The sequence below is a fragment of the Kluyvera sichuanensis genome (assembly GCF_014218705.1).
GTDB lineage: Bacteria > Pseudomonadota > Gammaproteobacteria > Enterobacterales > Enterobacteriaceae > Kluyvera > Kluyvera sichuanensis.
The window spans coordinates 253,774-268,203 of record NZ_JABBJF010000001.1 but is presented as its reverse complement, the minus strand read 5'-3'; the positions used below and the strand labels follow the sequence as shown (position 1 = coordinate 268,203).

Sequence of the window (14,430 nt, the reverse complement as noted above, 5' to 3'; positions counted from 1 at the left end):
CAGGCTAGTGTAGCCCGGCAGAGCTTCGCGACGCCGGGAATATTTACAGCTGAGTGGCGCTAAAACAGTGAACTGGCTTCGCAATACGATCCTGCGCCGCCACTACCTGCAACTCATACTCGCCCATCTCTTTGGTGGTGACCATAATCTCGTACACCGCCGCAGTCACATGCTCCAGCGCGTCGCGAAGGCTAGCCCCTTGCAGCAGCTTAACCAGCAGCAGACCGCTGGTCACATCGCCCACGCCCACCGGGTGACGCGCGCCAAAGTCGATCAGTGGACGGCTGATATGCCAGGCTTCATCCGCCGTCACCAACAGCATCTCAAAGCGATCCTGACTGTATCCTGCACGGGCCAGATGCTTCACCAGCACGATCTCCGGCCCCTGAGCAATCAGCTCACGCGCAGCCAGCACCGCATCGTTCACATCCTTCACGTCACGGCCGGCGAGAATTTCGAGCTCAATCAGGTTCGGCGCGATGATGTCACTTGCCGGCATGGCATAGCGCTTATGGAATTCCGCCACGCCTGGCGCCACGATGCAGCCCTTTTCTGGGTGCCCCATAACCGGGTCGCAGAAAAATTTCGCCTGCGGGTTCGCCGCTTTCACCTGACGCACGATGCCAAGAATATGCTCGCCCTGCTCCGCAGAGCCCAGATAGCCGCTCAGCACCGCGTCACAGCGCTTCAACTGGTCGATAGCCGCAATGCCCTGCACAATCTCTGTCAGATGCGCTGGCGGCATCACGCAGCCCGTCCACTGACCATATTGGGTATGGTTGGAAAACTGCACCGTGTTCAGCGGCCAGACGTTCGCACCAAGGCGACGCATAGGAAACTCGGCGGCGCTATTGCCCGCATGCCCAAAAACGACGTGAGATTGAATGGCGAGGATGTTGTTCATTAGCTCTACTCAGACGACAAAAAAGAAGGGGGCGTAGTTTCCCACGCCCCCTCGTTTCGGAATATTACTTCCAGCAGATCAAACAGTAATTTTTCTTACCACGGCGTAACAGGGTGTAACGACCGAAGAGAATATCGCTTTCCTGGAAGAAATATTCCGGGTCAGCCTGTTTTTCACCGTTGATGGTGACCGCGTTGGAGGCGATGGTTTTACGCGCCTGGCCGCGAGACGGCTGCAGCTCGGAGTCCACCAGCGCCTGCATCAGGTCAGCCCCTTTATCCATCTCAACCATCGGCACACCGTCCTGCGCCAGCTGCTCGAAGTCTTCTTCGCTCAGCGCGCTCAGTGAACCGCTGAACAGGCTATCGGTGATGCGTTTTGCCGCCACCAGACCTTCTTCACCGTGCACCAGACGGGTCACCTGCTCGGCCAGTACGTACTGGGCGCGAGGAGCTTTACCGCTGTTCTTATCTTCTTCTTCCAGCGCATTGATCTCTTCAATGTCCATAAAGGTGAAGAACTTCAGGAAGCGATAAACGTCGGCATCCGCGGTGTTGATCCAGAACTGGTAGAATTTGTACGGGCTGGTTTTCTTCGGATCCAGCCAGACTGCACCGCCTTCGGTCTTACCGAATTTGGTGCCATCCGCTTTGGTGATCAGCGGAACGGTCAGGCCGAATACCTGGTTCTGGTGCAGACGACGGGTCAGGTCGATACCGGAGGTAATGTTACCCCACTGGTCGGAACCACCAATCTGCAGCGCAACGCCGTGCAGTTTGTTCAGGCAGGCAAAGTCATAGCCCTGCAGCAGGTTGTAGGAAAACTCGGTGAAAGAGATGCCCTGATCGTCACGGTTAAGACGCTGTTTCACCGCTTCTTTGTTAATCATCTGGTTAACAGAGAAGTGTTTACCGATATCACGCAGGAAGGTCAGCACGTTCATGCCGCCGAACCAATCATAGTTGTTGGCCGCGATAGCCGAATTGTCGCCGCAGTCGAAATCGAGGAACGGTGCCACCTGTTTGCGGATTTTATCCACCCACTCCTGCACGGTATCTTCGGTATTCAGTTTACGCTCGGCCGCTTTAAAGCTTGGGTCGCCAATCAGACCGGTTGCGCCACCGACCAGTGCAACAGGCTTATGCCCTGCCTCCTGGAAGCGTTTCAGGCATAACAAAGGAACAAGATGCCCCAAATGCAAGCTGTCGGCGGTAGGGTCGAAGCCGCAATAGAGCGCGATCGGGCCTTGCGCCAGTCGCTCTGCTAACGCTACCTCGTCCGTTACCTGGGCGACTAGCCCCCGCTCTTGCAGTTGTTTAATCAAGTTACTGCTTGCCATCAAATTCTCCATCTATATACGACTGCACCTTTGCCGGTACACGACTTTTCGCCAGACGCGAAAGCTCTATAGAATAAAGCGCTGGCGCACTCAGCGCTAGCGCTTAACACAACAAATTTCAGGGATTACGGTGCCAGACGGTCGATTTTCCAGGCATCCGCGTCGCGCTGGTATAAAAAACGATCGTGCAGACGATGTTCACCGCCCTGCCAGAACTCCATCTGCTCAATAGAAACGCGGAAACCGCCCCAGAAACTTGGCAGCGGGACTTCACCCTGCTGGAATTTCTGTTTCAGTTCCATGAACTTGCTTTCGAGGATACCGCGCGCGGAGATGCGGCTGGACTGCTTAGATACCCAAGCGCCAATTTGGCTGTCGCGCGGGCGGCTGTGGAAATACTTCACCACTTCGAGGGTCGACAGACGTTCAGCCTTGCCGATAACCATCACCTGCCGCTCCAGCATATGCCACGGGAACAGCAGGCTGATGCGCGGATTGTTCTCCAGCTGATGCGCCTTACGGCTACCCAGGTTGGTATAGAAGACCAGCCCTTTCTCATCATAGTGCTTGAGCAGAACGATACGCTGATACGGCTGACCGTTTTCATCAACCGTGGCAACCACCATCGCCGTAGGGTCGGCCAGTCTGGCATCACATGCCTGGCGTAACCAACGTTCGAACAAGGGCAGCGGTTCAGCAGGAAGGTCGTGGCGACGCAGACCGCCACGGGTGTACTCACGGCGCAGATGCGCGATTTGTTGCAGATCGTCGTTATCAGACATGGCGTTTAAGAGAGTAGTCAACGGGTGGCGTTATTGTGCGCCGCCCGCCTGAAAATCTCAACGCTTGGGGTTTTGTAACTGGCAGTTATTCAACACGATGTGATCGCGTTTGTAGACGGTTGCTTCGTTACCCTTAGACCAGAACACGTAGATCCCGTCGGTATAGCGAGCGCCCGACGCGGAGATCCCCTGCTGGAGATTCAGCTGCTGGTTGTCATAGATAAAATTCACCTGTTGGCGCTGATTGTTAAGATGCACGGTCAGCGGTTTTTCCTCACACTGGTATTCCAGCGTGTCGGTCTGCATGCGTTCCATAAACTGATTGTACGCACTGCAGCCAGCGAGCATAAAAGGGAGAACAGCGATAAGTAGCTTTTTCATTGTTTTGGGCCTTCCGACATTCCTGGTCAAGGAGTGATTCTCACACTCCCGTTCAAGTTAAGTCTACCGGCCCACTGTAAAAGAAGATGTCAGTTAACTCTGATTATGCTGCGGATTTGCTGGATAAATAGCCCCTAGCACGGTCGCCTCCGAAGCACCGGTCACAGACGGTAGGTTACCCGGCAGTCCGGCGACGGTTCGCCAGGCAAGCCAGGCAAATGCCAGCGCTTCCATATCGTCACCGCTGATCCCGTAAGCATCGGTGCTCGCCACTTCCGTTCCGGCAAGCAGGCCGGCCAGACGCGCCATCACCAACGGATTACGGCTGCCACCGCCGCAGACCAGCAGACGTTCGCATCCGCCGCTCAACATCACCTGTTCGCTGATGGTCACGGCGGTCAGTTCAGTCAGCGTCGCTTGTACGTCCTGCGGACGCAGGCCCGGATAGCGCGCCAGGAACTGCGCCAGCCAGCCGTAGTTAAAGTACTCCCGCCCGGTGCTTTTTGGCGCTGGCGCTGAGAAGTATGGGTCGCTCAGCATATCCTGCAGCATCGGCAGGATAACCTTGCCTTCGCTGGCCCACTCGGCGTCTTTGTCGTATGGTTTGCCCTGGCTGCGCCAGATCCACGCATCCATCAGCATATTACCCGGGCCGGTATCAAAACCGCGCACCGGCATGCCAGGAACCAGTAAAGAGAGGTTGGCAATACCGCCGATGTTGAGGATCATCCGACGTTCATCAGGATGCGCCAGCAGCGCCTGGTGAAAAGCGGGCACCAGCGGCGCGCCCTGCCCACCCAGCGCCATGTCGCGGCGGCGGAAATCCCCCACTACGCTCACGCCGGTGCGGGCGGCGATAATATTGTTGTCGCCAATCTGCATCGTGTGCGGTGCAGCGCCCGTCGGCTCATGCCATACCGTTTGCCCATGGCAGCCGATGGCGACGATATCGTGCGCCTCAAGATGCTCCTGAGACATTAGCGCGATAACTGCTTCAGCAAACAAAGTCCCCAGCCGATTGTCGAGCTGGCCGAGTTGCGAAAGCGTCAGCGCCTGCCCCTGGCAGATGGCGAGCACGGCCTCTTTTAGGGCTACCGGTATTGGCCAGGTAAGGCTGGCAAGCTGGGCTACGCGGCTTTCATCAATGGCCGCGAGCACTACGTCCACGCCGTCAAGGCTGGTTCCCGACATCACGCCAATATATCGCCCGGATTTCATACGCCGTCCTTAGTCATCTTTGCAAAGTCAACACTCAATCATAAAGTGACACTTAATGCTATTAACTGATAATACTTTTTAACAATATACCTACCATCGACCCGCCCGGTAGTTTCCCTTGCGTTTAACGTTGGTTAAGCCATTATGGATTATTCTTATTAATAATAAATGCGGAATATATGACCGCTCGAATCAAATACCATATAATCGTTTAGTACGGATGCTCACAAGAGCGATTCTGAGTGAACTGGAGATTCATAAAATGATGTTACGCGTATTGGCTGTTTCAATGATTGGTTTATCCCTGGCCGGATGTGTCAGCAACAGCGGGTTGTCAGGCGATGTTTACTCGGCATCCGAAGCGAAACAGGTCCAGAACGTGACCTACGGTACCATCGTCCACGTACGCCCTGTTCAAATTCAGGGCGGCGACGATAACAACGTTATCGGCGCCATCGGCGGTGCAGTTCTGGGTGGCTTCCTGGGTAACACTATCGGTGGCGGCACCGGTCGTTCCCTGGCGACTGCGGCGGGTGCCGTGGCAGGTGGCGTAGCAGGTCAAGGCGTTCAGGGTGCGATGAATAAAACCCAGGGCGTTGAGCTGGAAATTCGTAAAGATGACGGTAACACCATTATGGTGGTGCAGAAACAGGGCGATACCCGCTTCTCAGCTGGCCAGCGTGTCGTGATGGCAAGCAACGGCAGCCAGGTTACCGTTTCCCCGCGTTAAACCTCACTTTGCGTACGTGGCCGCTACGGCCACGTACCTTTCCACCACTCAGTATTATTTCTAATACTTATTTCAAATAAACAATTAATTCATACCATGAATGCATAATTGACATTTAGCTTATGTATTATTTGCGCGTGGACAATATTTACTGACAGTTTATCTATTACACTCCCTGCGTATAGGGCTGGATGCCCGTTGCATGCCCGGCGTTGCGTACACAGGACACATATATGCTGCTAAAATTCCCGCTACAGTGCTTTTTGATTTATCTGACCATCACTCTTATTGGCACGCTTGTTCTGAATCATTTCTCGAACGCGTTTATCAGCAACGTTCCGTCTATTGCGCCGATATTGTTCCCAACGCTGACGATTTTTCTCATGGTTTTTCACACCATGATCGCCGTGTTCATGGTCATGAAGTATTTGTGTGATAAACGTCGTCTCTACCTTATGCCCATCGCCTGCGCCTTTGCTAGCTCTGCATTGCTGATGCTGGGAACGCTGAAGAGTTATCCGGATTGGTTCCTCTGCGGCGGCGTGAATATCGCAAATTATAATGATGCCCTGATCTTTTACGTATTCCGTAATATATTAATGGCGCTACTCTTTATGACCGCCGTCATTCTCTACGCATTTAAACTGCGTGAGATGCACACCCGCAAAATTCATTTTTTCATTCTCAGCGGCATCGTTATTTTCTGCGCCTGCATTATGGAATTGGCCTGGCTATATTCCAGCAACGATCCGTTACTCAGCGTTGCCTTTATTGATAATCTTACCTTTAAATATACTGACGTCTGGCAAGGAATTATCAGCTGGATATTGTTTGGTCTTTGGGGGATAACGCTTTTCACCATTCTGATTACAACGCAACTGCGCAATATATTCTGGTACAGCGGGGCCTTCTTCTGCGCCTGCTATATCTTCACGCTGTTTGTCCTGATGACCGGCCAGGAGACCGCCAGCTACAGCTGGTATCAGGCGCGCCTGTTCGAAACCATCTCCACTCTGTTCCTTATCTTTGTGCTGTTTTGCGACGTGTTCACGCTCTATCGCCAGTCCAATGCGAAATACCATGACTCATACCAGAACTCTATCCGCGATCCATTAACACGACTGTACAATCGCAGCTATTTCTACGACTCGTTTACCGCACTGTTGCCTACTATTGCCGATGGTCAACCGGTATCGGTGATTGTCAGCGATCTGGACCACTTTAAGCGTATCAATGACAAATATGGGCACCTGCAGGGCGACAAGGTGATTCAGTTCGTGGCGAAAGTCCTGCAGGATTCGGTGCGGCAAAACGACGTTGCCGCCCGCATCGGTGGCGAAGAATTTGCTCTGCTGCTGGTTAACACCTCTCCCGAGGTGGCGCGAACGATTGCCGAGCGTATTCGTCTGGCAATCAGCCAGCATAATGCCGAAAGCAGCCATGCGCAGCTGCCAGAGTCTATCACCATCAGCATGGGCGTTTTCACCGCCGTCGATTTATCGGTGCCGGTAGAAGAGTGCGTCAGACGTGCGGATGAAGCGATGTACCGCGCCAAAGCGGCGGGCAGAAACCGCGTAATGGTCTGGGAATAAGAGAGGTGAAAAAAAACCCGCGACTATCGCGGGTTTTTTTGAGTATCAATGAGTATCAATCGCGCGATTGCAGCTCAATGATATTCTGCTCCAGTTTGCGGATCAGCGTGGTCAATATCCCCAGCTCCTCGGCGGAGATCCCCGACAGGATATCACCGCGCGTGTGGCTGATGACCGCTTCCATCTCCTGGATCAGCGGTTCTGCTTTCTCAGTCAACTTAATGCGTTTAGCACGGCGGTCATTCGCACAGGTCTGGCGAGAGATCAGTCCCTTCTCTTCCAGCTGATCCAGAGTACGAACTAAAGACGGCTGCTCGATGCCGATCGCCTTTGCCAGTTGGATTTGCGACTGTTCGGGCGGCAGCTGATGAATATTATGCAGCGTGACCCAGTGAGTCTGCGTGAGTTCCAGAGGTTTGAGGCGATGGTCAATCAAAGCACGCCAAATGCGCACCAACCGTGCCAGATCAGAACCTAATGGCGATTCCAATTTCATCTCCTTATAATTAGCTTGCTAAGTTATTATACTGATTTTAGAATAGTGTGCAGTATTTAAATTAGCAAAACAAATGAATTGCCACGTGCACGCAAACCAGATCCGTGAGTTACACTGTTTCAAATGATGTGAATGTATGTCAAAACACGACACACTATCGAGCCATAACTCTTCAATTGCAAAGGATTTTTGCTTGTGAAGTCTATTTTCCACATTCCAGGAGTCCCGCTGCAAGACCTTGTGGTTGGTGCTTCTATTTATTTTCCCCCTGTATTTAAAGCCGTCCTGCTGGGCTTCCTGTTCTGGTTAATAATTCACCGTTTATTGCGCGATTGGATGTATGCCGGTGATATCTGGCACCCGCTATTGATGGATCTCTCTTTCTTTGCGCTTTCAGTGTGTATGGCGCTGATGATACTGGTTTGGTGGTGATGTAACTCAATGAAAAAATTAAAATACTTCTCAACGCTGTTCATCGCGGCCCTGGCTATCATCGCCTGCTGGCTGGTCTGGAACTACTACATGCAGTCGCCGTGGACGCGCGACGGCAAAATTCGCGCCGAACAGGTTGATATTACCCCACAGGTTTCTGGCAGTATTCTGACCCTCAACGTAAAGGACAACCAGTTTGTCCACGCCGGTGACGTGCTGTTCCAGATTGACCCAACGCCGTGGAAAATTGCCGAGATGAATGCCGATGCGAAGCTTGCTAAGGCTCAGTCCGACCTCTCGCGCGCCAGCCATGAAGTGGAGCGTCGCCGGGGGCTATCGCAGAACTTTATCTCCGCCGAAGACCTCGACACGGCCAACATGACGCTGAAAGCAGCGCAGGCCAACTTTGATGCCGCCAAAGCCGAGCGCGAACATGCCCGCTGGCAGCTGGCTCAAACCAACGTAAAAGCACCGGTCGACGGTTGGGTCACCAACCTCTCAACCCGCATCGGCAACTATGCCGCCGTCGGACAGCCGGTCTTTGCGCTGATCGACAGCCACTCCTTCTACGTGGTCGGCTACTTCGAAGAGACCAAACTGCGCCACATCCGCGAAGGCGACCGCGCCGATGTCGTCCTCTACAGTGACGATAAAAAGTTACAGGGTCACGTATCCAGCATCGGCCGTGCCATTCACGACCAGAGTCTGGCAACAGACGGCAAGCTCGTTGCCGATATCAAGCCGACCATCCCATGGGTGCGTCTGGCACAGCGTGTGCCGGTACGCATTGAATTAGACGCGCTGCCAGCAGATACCGTGCTGGTTGCCGGTACCACCTGCACCGTCTCTATAGCCGGTGGGAAGCAATGATCTTTCCCGCTTTAACATGGCGGTCATTGCCCTGGGTTAAAGCGACCGTGCCGCAATGGCGCTATGCCATGCGCAACGCCATTGCCATGTGTCTCGCGCTTAGCATCGCCTACTGGCTCAACCTTGATGAACCTTACTGGGCGATGACCTCCGCTGCAGTGGTCAGCTTTCCGACCGTTGGCGGTGTTATCAGTAAAAGCCTCGGGCGTGTTGCCGGGAGTATGCTCGGCGCCTGCGCGGCGCTGTTGATAGCCGGGCATACCCTGACCGACCCCTGGCTGTTCCTGTTTGCTATGTCCGGCTGGCTGGCTTTCTGTACCTGGGCCTGCGCGATGTACACCAACAACGTCGCCTACGCCTTTCAGCTGGCGGGCTACACCTGTGCCATTATCGCGTTTCCTATTATCAATGTGGTGGATGCCACCCGACTCTGGGACATTGCTCAGGCGCGCGTGTGTGAAGTGATTGTCGGGATTCTGTGCGGCGGGGTGATGATGATGATCCTGCCCAGCACCTCTGACGGCAGTACCCTGCTGACGGCGCTTAAAAATATGCACGCCCGGTTACTTGAACACGCCAACATGCTCTGGCAACCGGTCACCACCGATGCCATCCGCACTGCGCACCAGAGCGTGATCAGCCAAATTCTGACGATGAATCTGCTGCGCATTCAGGCCTTCTGGAGCCACTATCGCCTGCGACGACAGAACACGCTGCTCAACTATTTACTGCACCAACAGCTACGACTGACTAGCGTAATCTCAAGCTTACGTCGACTGCTGCTGAACTGGCCGGAGGCGCCGCAAACCATCCGCCCGGTGCTGGAAGAACTGTTGCTGGCGCTGGCGAAACCCGACTGCGATGCCTATACCGTCGCGCGAATTATCGCTCCGCTGGCGCCGAGCAACCCGCAGGATTATCGCCACCACGCGTTCTGGCACCGTTTACGCTACTTCTGCCGCCTCTATCTCACCACCAGCCACTGGCTCCAGCGGCTGGAAAACGCGACCGCGGTGACCGAGTTTACCGTGCCAGCCGCCCCCGCCTTGATGCGCCATACCGACCATGCCGAAGCAGCATGGAGCGGCATCCGTACCTTCTTCGCACTGGTCAGCGTTGGCGCGCTAAGCATCAGCACCCAGTGGGAATCGGGTGCAGCGGCCTTAACCCTGGCAGCTATCTGCTGTGTACTCTACTCCAACGTACCGTCACCGTTCAGTTCGCTCACGCTGCTGATGCGTACCTTGATCCTGCTGTCGATATTCAGCTTTGGCGTCAAATTCGGCCTGATGGTGCAAATCAGCGATCTCTGGCAGTTCATGCTGTTTCTCTTCCCGCTGTTGCTAACCATGCAACTGTTGAAACTGCAGATGCCCAAACAGGCAAGGCTGTGGGGGTCGCTTATCGTCTTTATGGGTTCATTTATCGCGGTGACCAATCCGCCAGTCTACAATTTTGGCGATTTCCTTAACGATAACCTGGCCAAAATCATCGGCGTTGGTCTGGCATGGCTGGCTTTTGCCGTGCTGACTCCCGGTTCAGATGCGCGCAAAAGCCGCCGTCATATTCGGGCGTTACGGCGTCACTTTGTTGATCAGCTTAGCCGACACCCGGCAAACAGCGAGCATGAATTTGAATCGCTGGTTTATCATCATGTTAGCCAGCTCAGCAGCAGCCAGGATGAACCAGCACGCCGCTGGCTGTTACGCTGGGGCGTGGTACTGCTGAACTGTTCGCACGTAGTCTGGCAGCTTCGCGCCTGGGAAGCCCGTTCGGACCCGCTGTCGCAGGTACGCGATATGTGTATTAGTCTGCTGAGGGATGTGATGAGTGAACGCGGGGTTCAACAGCGCCCGCTGGCCACTACGCTCGAAGAGCTGCAGCGAATTTGTAACACCCTGGCCCACCACCATCAACCGGCCGCCCGCGAGCTGGCCTCGATTCTGTGGCGTCTGTACTGTTCGCTTTCACAGCTGGAAACGGCACCGCCGCCCGGCACGCTGACCGAACAGCCGGCGTAAAAGAAAGGATGCAGGCGGCAAAAACCGCCTGCATAAATGACATTACGGAACGTCGTAACCTAATGCCGCTTTACGAATGCGGAACCACTGCTGACGCGTCATATCCAGAGACTGGGCGACAATGGCAGAGCGCACGCGTTCGATTTTGCCAGAGCCGATAATCGGCAGCGGCTGCGACGGTAAACGCATCACCCACGCATACACCACCTGCTCAATGCTGCCTGCGTTCAGTTCATTCGCCACCTTCGCCAGCTCATCGCGCAGCGGCTGGAACTCATCGTCATTAAACAGGCGACCGCCGCCGAGGCAGGACCAGGCCATCGGGCGAATACGCAACTGCTGCAGCTGATCCAGCGTGCCGTCAAGAATGGTCGGCTGGTGAATTGGCGATATCTCCACCTGGTTCGTGGCCAGAGTGAACGGCAGACGCGACTGCAACAGCGCAAACTGCGCCGGGGTAAAGTTGGAGACGCCGAAATGGCGCACTTTTCCACTCTGATGCAGCGCGGTAAACGCCTGCGCCACTTCATCGGCATCCATTAACGGATCCGGGCGGTGGATCAGCAGCAGATCCAGCACGTCGGTAGCCAAGTTACGCAGCGACTGTTCGGCGCTATGAATGATGTGATTGCGGTCGGTAATATAGTGACCGAGCGCGTGTTCCGGCTTCGCCGTGGTGGCGATCCCGCACTTGGTGACAATCTCCATTCGTTCACGCAGATGCGGCGCCAGCTTCAGCGCTTCACCGAACGCAGCTTCACAGGCGTAGCCACCATAAATATCGGCGTGGTCAACGGTCGTCACCCCAAGGTCGAGATGCTCTTCAATAAAGCTCACCAGCTGACGTGGCGTCATGTTCCACTCCATCAGACGCCAGTAGCCCATCACGAAACGGGAAAATTCTGGCCCTTGTGGTGCCAGGGTAATACGTTGAACCATAACCACTTCCTCAACAAAAAAAATTGAATTGAGTATACGCACTTTTGCGCTTAAAACAGTGAGGGCTGCTGAGGATCTTCCGTATTCGTCGCTTTACCCGCGCGTAATTTACGCAGCAGACGCTGACGACAGAGCCGCAGCACCTCCTGTTTTTGCGCATCGTTCATTTTTTGCCAATTGAAGCGTTCATCGCGGCTGCGAAAACAGCCACGGCAAAATCCGCGCTCATCCGACTGACAAATTCCCCGGCACGGACTTTGAACCGGGAAAAACTCCAGTTGCTCCGCCACGTTAGCCCCCTTTTACCACGTCATACTCTCATTGAAGACGTTTAATCACCGGGGCGCAACTTTTCTCCCACATCGTGCGGGTGAACCTGCATTTTCAAAAATTCATTTGCATTAGACCAATCGGTCTATTACAGTGCATCGCATGAGCAAATTGATTGAACATGATACCCGTGAACACATTCTGGCTACCGGCGAGCGTCTTTGCATGCACCGGGGGTTTACCGGAATGGGGCTTAGCGAACTCCTGAAGACGGCGGAAGTGCCGAAGGGGTCGTTTTATCACTATTTCCGTTCAAAAGAGGCGTTTGGCGTCGCGATGCTGGAACGGCACTTTGCCGATTATCACCAGCGCCTGGTGCAGCATTTTACCCAGGGCGCAGGCAACTACCGTGACCGCCTGCTGGACTATTACCAGCACACGCTCACCCAGTTTTGCCAGCAGGGTCTTATCAGCGGTTGTCTGACCGTTAAACTCTCTGCCGAAGTGTGCGATCTTTCCGAAGATATGCGCACAGAAATGAACAAAGGTGCCAGCCAGATTATGGCTCTGCTGGCGCAAGCGCTGGAAAATGGCCGCCGTGAAGGTTGCCTTAAATTCAGTGGCGAAGCCGAAGCCACGGCGCAGGTACTCTACTCGCTGTGGTTGGGCGCAAATCTGCAGGCGAAAATGGCCCGCAGTTCAACGCCGCTTGAAAGCGCGCTGACGCACGTCAGGAATCTGATTGCCGCGCCGGACTAAACCCGGCGTTTTTATTTCGTTAATCACTAGACGACCGGTCTACTCAGGAGTCACCATGTCGCAAGAAAAACTGTTTACCCCACTGAAAGTGGGTGCGGTTACTGCCCCGAACCGCGTGTTTATGGCCCCGCTGACGCGTCTGCGCAGCATCGTTCCGGGTGACATTCCTACCCCGCTGATGGCCGAGTACTATCGCCAACGTGCCAGCTCCGGTCTTATCATCTCCGAAGCGACCCAAATCTCCGCTCAGGCGAAAGGCTACCAGGGCGCTCCTGGCCTGCACAGCCCTGAACAGATTGCCGCATGGCAGAAAATCACCGCTGGCGTTCACGCCGAAGATGGTCGCATCGCCGTTCAGCTGTGGCACACCGGGCGTATCTCCCACTCCAGCCTGCAGCCAAACGGTGAAGCGCCGGTTGCCCCTTCCGCGCTGAGCGCGAACACCCGTACGTCGCTGCGCGATGAGAACGGTCACGCCACTCGCGTTGATACCTCCATGCCGCGTGCGCTGGAAACCGAAGAGATCCCTGGCATCGTCAACGATTTCCGTCAGGCGATTGCTAACGCTCGTGAAGCCGGTTTCGACCTGGTTGAACTGCACTCCGCGCACGGTTATCTGCTGCACCAGTTCCTGTCGCCATCCTCTAACCATCGTACCGACCAGTACGGCGGCAGCGTCGAAAATCGCGCACGTCTGGTGCTGGAAGTGGTTGATGCAGGGATCAAAGAATGGGGTGCAGACCGTATCGGTATCCGCGTGTCGCCAATTGGTACTTTCCAGAACGTCGACAACGGCCCGAACGAAGAAGCCGATGCGCTCTACTTAATTGAAGAGCTAGGCAAACGCGGTATCGCCTACCTGCACATGTCTGAACCAGACTGGGCCGGCGGTCAGCCATACAGCGAAGCCTTCCGCGAAAAAGTACGCGCTCGTTTCCACGGCCCGATTATCGGTGCAGGCGCCTACACCCCGGAAAAAGCGGAAGCGCTGATTGAGAAAGGCTTAATCGATGCCGTGGCCTTTGGTCGCGACTACATCGCCAACCCGGATCTGGTCGCTCGTCTGCTGCATAAAGCCGAGCTGAACCCGCAGCGTCCGGAAAGCTTCTATGGCGGCGGCGCGGAAGGTTACACCGACTACCCTGCGCTGTAATCCCACGTTGATTGATAGCGGCGGCCTTCCGCCGCTATACTAGCCAGATTATTCATAAGTAAGGACGAGGGATAACATGCGTTTACTGCATACCATGCTGCGCGTCGGCGACCTGCAACGCTCCATTGATTTCTACACCAACGTGCTGGGCATGAAGCTGCTGCGCACCAGCGAAAACACCGAATATAAGTACTCTCTGGCTTTCGTCGGCTACGGCGAAGAGAGCGATGAAGCGGTGATTGAGCTGACCTACAACTGGGGCGTGGATAAATACGAGCTGGGCACCGCCTACGGCCATATCGCCCTGAGCGTGGACAACGCCGCAGAAGCCTGTGACCGCATTCGCCAGAACGGCGGCAACGTCACTCGTGAAGCAGGCCCGGTTAAAGGCGGCACCACGGTGATCGCGTTTGTTGAAGACCCGGACGGCTATAAAATCGAACTGATCGAAGAGAAAGATGCCGGCAAAGGCCTTGGCAACTAACTCCTCCACGGGTGCCTAAGGCGCCCGTTTTTTTACCCCGCCTTTCCAAGCCGCGGCAAA

At 54.9% G+C, this 14,430-nt stretch carries 16 protein-coding genes; 8 read left to right on the top strand and 8 right to left on the bottom strand.

The window, feature by feature from the left end:
- Positions 1-43: 43 nt before the first annotated feature.
- The 5 genes from pdxY to anmK form a co-directional block, all read right to left on the bottom strand.
- The gene (gene pdxY, locus HII27_RS01310) at positions 44-904 is read right to left on the bottom strand and encodes a pyridoxal kinase PdxY (RefSeq protein ID WP_185666165.1); all 861 of its coding nucleotides are present in this window, start codon (positions 902-904) and stop codon (positions 44-46) included.
- 64 nt (positions 905-968) lie between these two features.
- A complete protein-coding gene (tyrS, locus tag HII27_RS01305; protein ID WP_185666164.1) occupies positions 969-2,243 on the bottom strand; it encodes a tyrosine--tRNA ligase in 1,275 nt (424 codons plus the stop codon).
- Between the two features lie 125 nt (positions 2,244-2,368).
- The gene (gene pdxH, locus HII27_RS01300; RefSeq protein ID WP_035897054.1) at positions 2,369-3,025 is read right to left on the bottom strand and encodes a pyridoxamine 5'-phosphate oxidase; all 657 of its coding nucleotides are present in this window, start codon (positions 3,023-3,025) and stop codon (positions 2,369-2,371) included.
- Positions 3,026-3,082: 57 nt separating this feature from the next.
- Entirely contained in the window at positions 3,083-3,406 is a 324-nt protein-coding gene (gene mliC, locus HII27_RS01295) for a C-type lysozyme inhibitor (RefSeq protein WP_185666163.1), read from the bottom strand.
- A 93-nt stretch (positions 3,407-3,499) separates the two neighbouring features.
- The gene (anmK, locus tag HII27_RS01290) at positions 3,500-4,624 is read right to left on the bottom strand and encodes an anhydro-N-acetylmuramic acid kinase (protein ID WP_185666162.1); all 1,125 of its coding nucleotides are present in this window, start codon (positions 4,622-4,624) and stop codon (positions 3,500-3,502) included.
- A gap of 262 nt (positions 4,625-4,886) precedes the next feature.
- Here anmK and slyB point away from each other — a divergent pair, with 262 nt between their 5' ends.
- Together slyB and HII27_RS01280 are read left to right on the top strand one after the other, a co-directional pair.
- A complete protein-coding gene (gene slyB / locus HII27_RS01285; protein WP_185666161.1) occupies positions 4,887-5,354 on the top strand; it encodes an outer membrane lipoprotein SlyB in 468 nt (155 codons plus the stop codon).
- 233 nt (positions 5,355-5,587) lie between these two features.
- A complete protein-coding gene (locus tag HII27_RS01280; RefSeq protein ID WP_185666160.1) occupies positions 5,588-6,946 on the top strand; it encodes a sensor domain-containing diguanylate cyclase in 1,359 nt (452 codons plus the stop codon).
- Positions 6,947-7,001: 55 nt separating this feature from the next.
- On the opposite strand, the gene slyA is transcribed toward HII27_RS01280, so the two are convergent.
- Positions 7,002-7,442, bottom strand: coding sequence for a transcriptional regulator SlyA (slyA, locus tag HII27_RS01275; RefSeq protein ID WP_185666159.1), 441 nt, complete (start codon positions 7,440-7,442; stop codon positions 7,002-7,004).
- 195 nt (positions 7,443-7,637) lie between these two features.
- Between slyA and HII27_RS01270 the strand changes: the two genes are divergently transcribed.
- From HII27_RS01270 to HII27_RS01260, 3 genes are read left to right on the top strand one after another with little or no spacing between them, the layout of a single operon-like run.
- A complete protein-coding gene (locus HII27_RS01270; RefSeq protein ID WP_185666158.1) occupies positions 7,638-7,874 on the top strand; it encodes a DUF1656 domain-containing protein in 237 nt (78 codons plus the stop codon).
- 9 nt (positions 7,875-7,883) lie between these two features.
- On the top strand, positions 7,884-8,744 hold the full coding sequence (locus HII27_RS01265) for an efflux RND transporter periplasmic adaptor subunit (RefSeq protein WP_185666157.1): 861 nt from the start codon (positions 7,884-7,886) through the stop codon (positions 8,742-8,744).
- Positions 8,741-10,765, top strand: a complete 2,025-nt coding sequence (locus tag HII27_RS01260; RefSeq protein ID WP_185666156.1) for an FUSC family protein — start codon at positions 8,741-8,743, stop codon at positions 10,763-10,765. Before HII27_RS01265 ends, HII27_RS01260 begins: the two co-directional genes overlap by 4 nt.
- Positions 10,766-10,807: 42 nt before the next feature.
- Here HII27_RS01260 and HII27_RS01255 read toward each other — a convergent pair whose 3' ends face one another.
- Both HII27_RS01255 and HII27_RS01250 read right to left on the bottom strand, forming a co-directional pair.
- The gene (locus HII27_RS01255; RefSeq protein ID WP_185666155.1) at positions 10,808-11,704 is read right to left on the bottom strand and encodes an aldo/keto reductase; all 897 of its coding nucleotides are present in this window, start codon (positions 11,702-11,704) and stop codon (positions 10,808-10,810) included.
- A gap of 50 nt (positions 11,705-11,754) precedes the next feature.
- Positions 11,755-11,994, bottom strand: coding sequence for a DUF1289 domain-containing protein (locus HII27_RS01250; RefSeq protein WP_185666154.1), 240 nt, complete (start codon positions 11,992-11,994; stop codon positions 11,755-11,757).
- A gap of 142 nt (positions 11,995-12,136) precedes the next feature.
- On the opposite strand from HII27_RS01250, the gene HII27_RS01245 reads away from it, so the two are divergent.
- From HII27_RS01245 to gloA, 3 genes are all read left to right on the top strand, one after another.
- A complete protein-coding gene (locus HII27_RS01245) occupies positions 12,137-12,733 on the top strand; it encodes a TetR/AcrR family transcriptional regulator (protein WP_185666153.1) in 597 nt (198 codons plus the stop codon).
- A gap of 55 nt (positions 12,734-12,788) precedes the next feature.
- Complete coding sequence (nemA, locus tag HII27_RS01240; RefSeq protein WP_185666152.1) at positions 12,789-13,886, top strand: alkene reductase; 1,098 nt, start codon at positions 12,789-12,791, stop codon at positions 13,884-13,886.
- A 76-nt stretch (positions 13,887-13,962) separates the two neighbouring features.
- On the top strand, positions 13,963-14,370 hold the full coding sequence (gene gloA, locus HII27_RS01235; RefSeq protein WP_185666151.1) for a lactoylglutathione lyase: 408 nt from the start codon (positions 13,963-13,965) through the stop codon (positions 14,368-14,370).
- The last annotated feature ends 60 nt before the right edge of the window (positions 14,371-14,430 follow it).

What these genes read in the sequence shown, in the direction of transcription:
- pdxY (WP_185666165.1), bottom strand. Translation starts at nt 904, where the DNA reads ATGAACAACATCCTCGCCATTCAATCTCACGTCGTTTTTGGGCATGCG.
- tyrS (WP_185666164.1), bottom strand. Translation starts at nt 2,243, where the DNA reads ATGGCAAGCAGTAACTTGATTAAACAACTGCAAGAGCGGGGGCTAGTC.
- pdxH (WP_035897054.1), bottom strand. Translation starts at nt 3,025, where the DNA reads ATGTCTGATAACGACGATCTGCAACAAATCGCGCATCTGCGCCGTGAG.
- mliC (WP_185666163.1), bottom strand. Translation starts at nt 3,406, where the DNA reads ATGAAAAAGCTACTTATCGCTGTTCTCCCTTTTATGCTCGCTGGCTGC.
- anmK (WP_185666162.1), bottom strand. Translation starts at nt 4,624, where the DNA reads ATGAAATCCGGGCGATATATTGGCGTGATGTCGGGAACCAGCCTTGAC.
- slyB (WP_185666161.1), top strand. Translation starts at nt 4,887, where the DNA reads ATGATGTTACGCGTATTGGCTGTTTCAATGATTGGTTTATCCCTGGCC.
- HII27_RS01280 (WP_185666160.1), top strand. Translation starts at nt 5,588, where the DNA reads ATGCTGCTAAAATTCCCGCTACAGTGCTTTTTGATTTATCTGACCATC.
- slyA (WP_185666159.1), bottom strand. Translation starts at nt 7,442, where the DNA reads ATGAAATTGGAATCGCCATTAGGTTCTGATCTGGCACGGTTGGTGCGC.
- HII27_RS01265 (WP_185666157.1), top strand. Translation starts at nt 7,884, where the DNA reads ATGAAAAAATTAAAATACTTCTCAACGCTGTTCATCGCGGCCCTGGCT.
- HII27_RS01260 (WP_185666156.1), top strand. Translation starts at nt 8,741, where the DNA reads ATGATCTTTCCCGCTTTAACATGGCGGTCATTGCCCTGGGTTAAAGCG.
- HII27_RS01255 (WP_185666155.1), bottom strand. Translation starts at nt 11,704, where the DNA reads ATGGTTCAACGTATTACCCTGGCACCACAAGGGCCAGAATTTTCCCGT.
- HII27_RS01245 (WP_185666153.1), top strand. Translation starts at nt 12,137, where the DNA reads ATGAGCAAATTGATTGAACATGATACCCGTGAACACATTCTGGCTACC.
- nemA (WP_185666152.1), top strand. Translation starts at nt 12,789, where the DNA reads ATGTCGCAAGAAAAACTGTTTACCCCACTGAAAGTGGGTGCGGTTACT.
- gloA (WP_185666151.1), top strand. Translation starts at nt 13,963, where the DNA reads ATGCGTTTACTGCATACCATGCTGCGCGTCGGCGACCTGCAACGCTCC.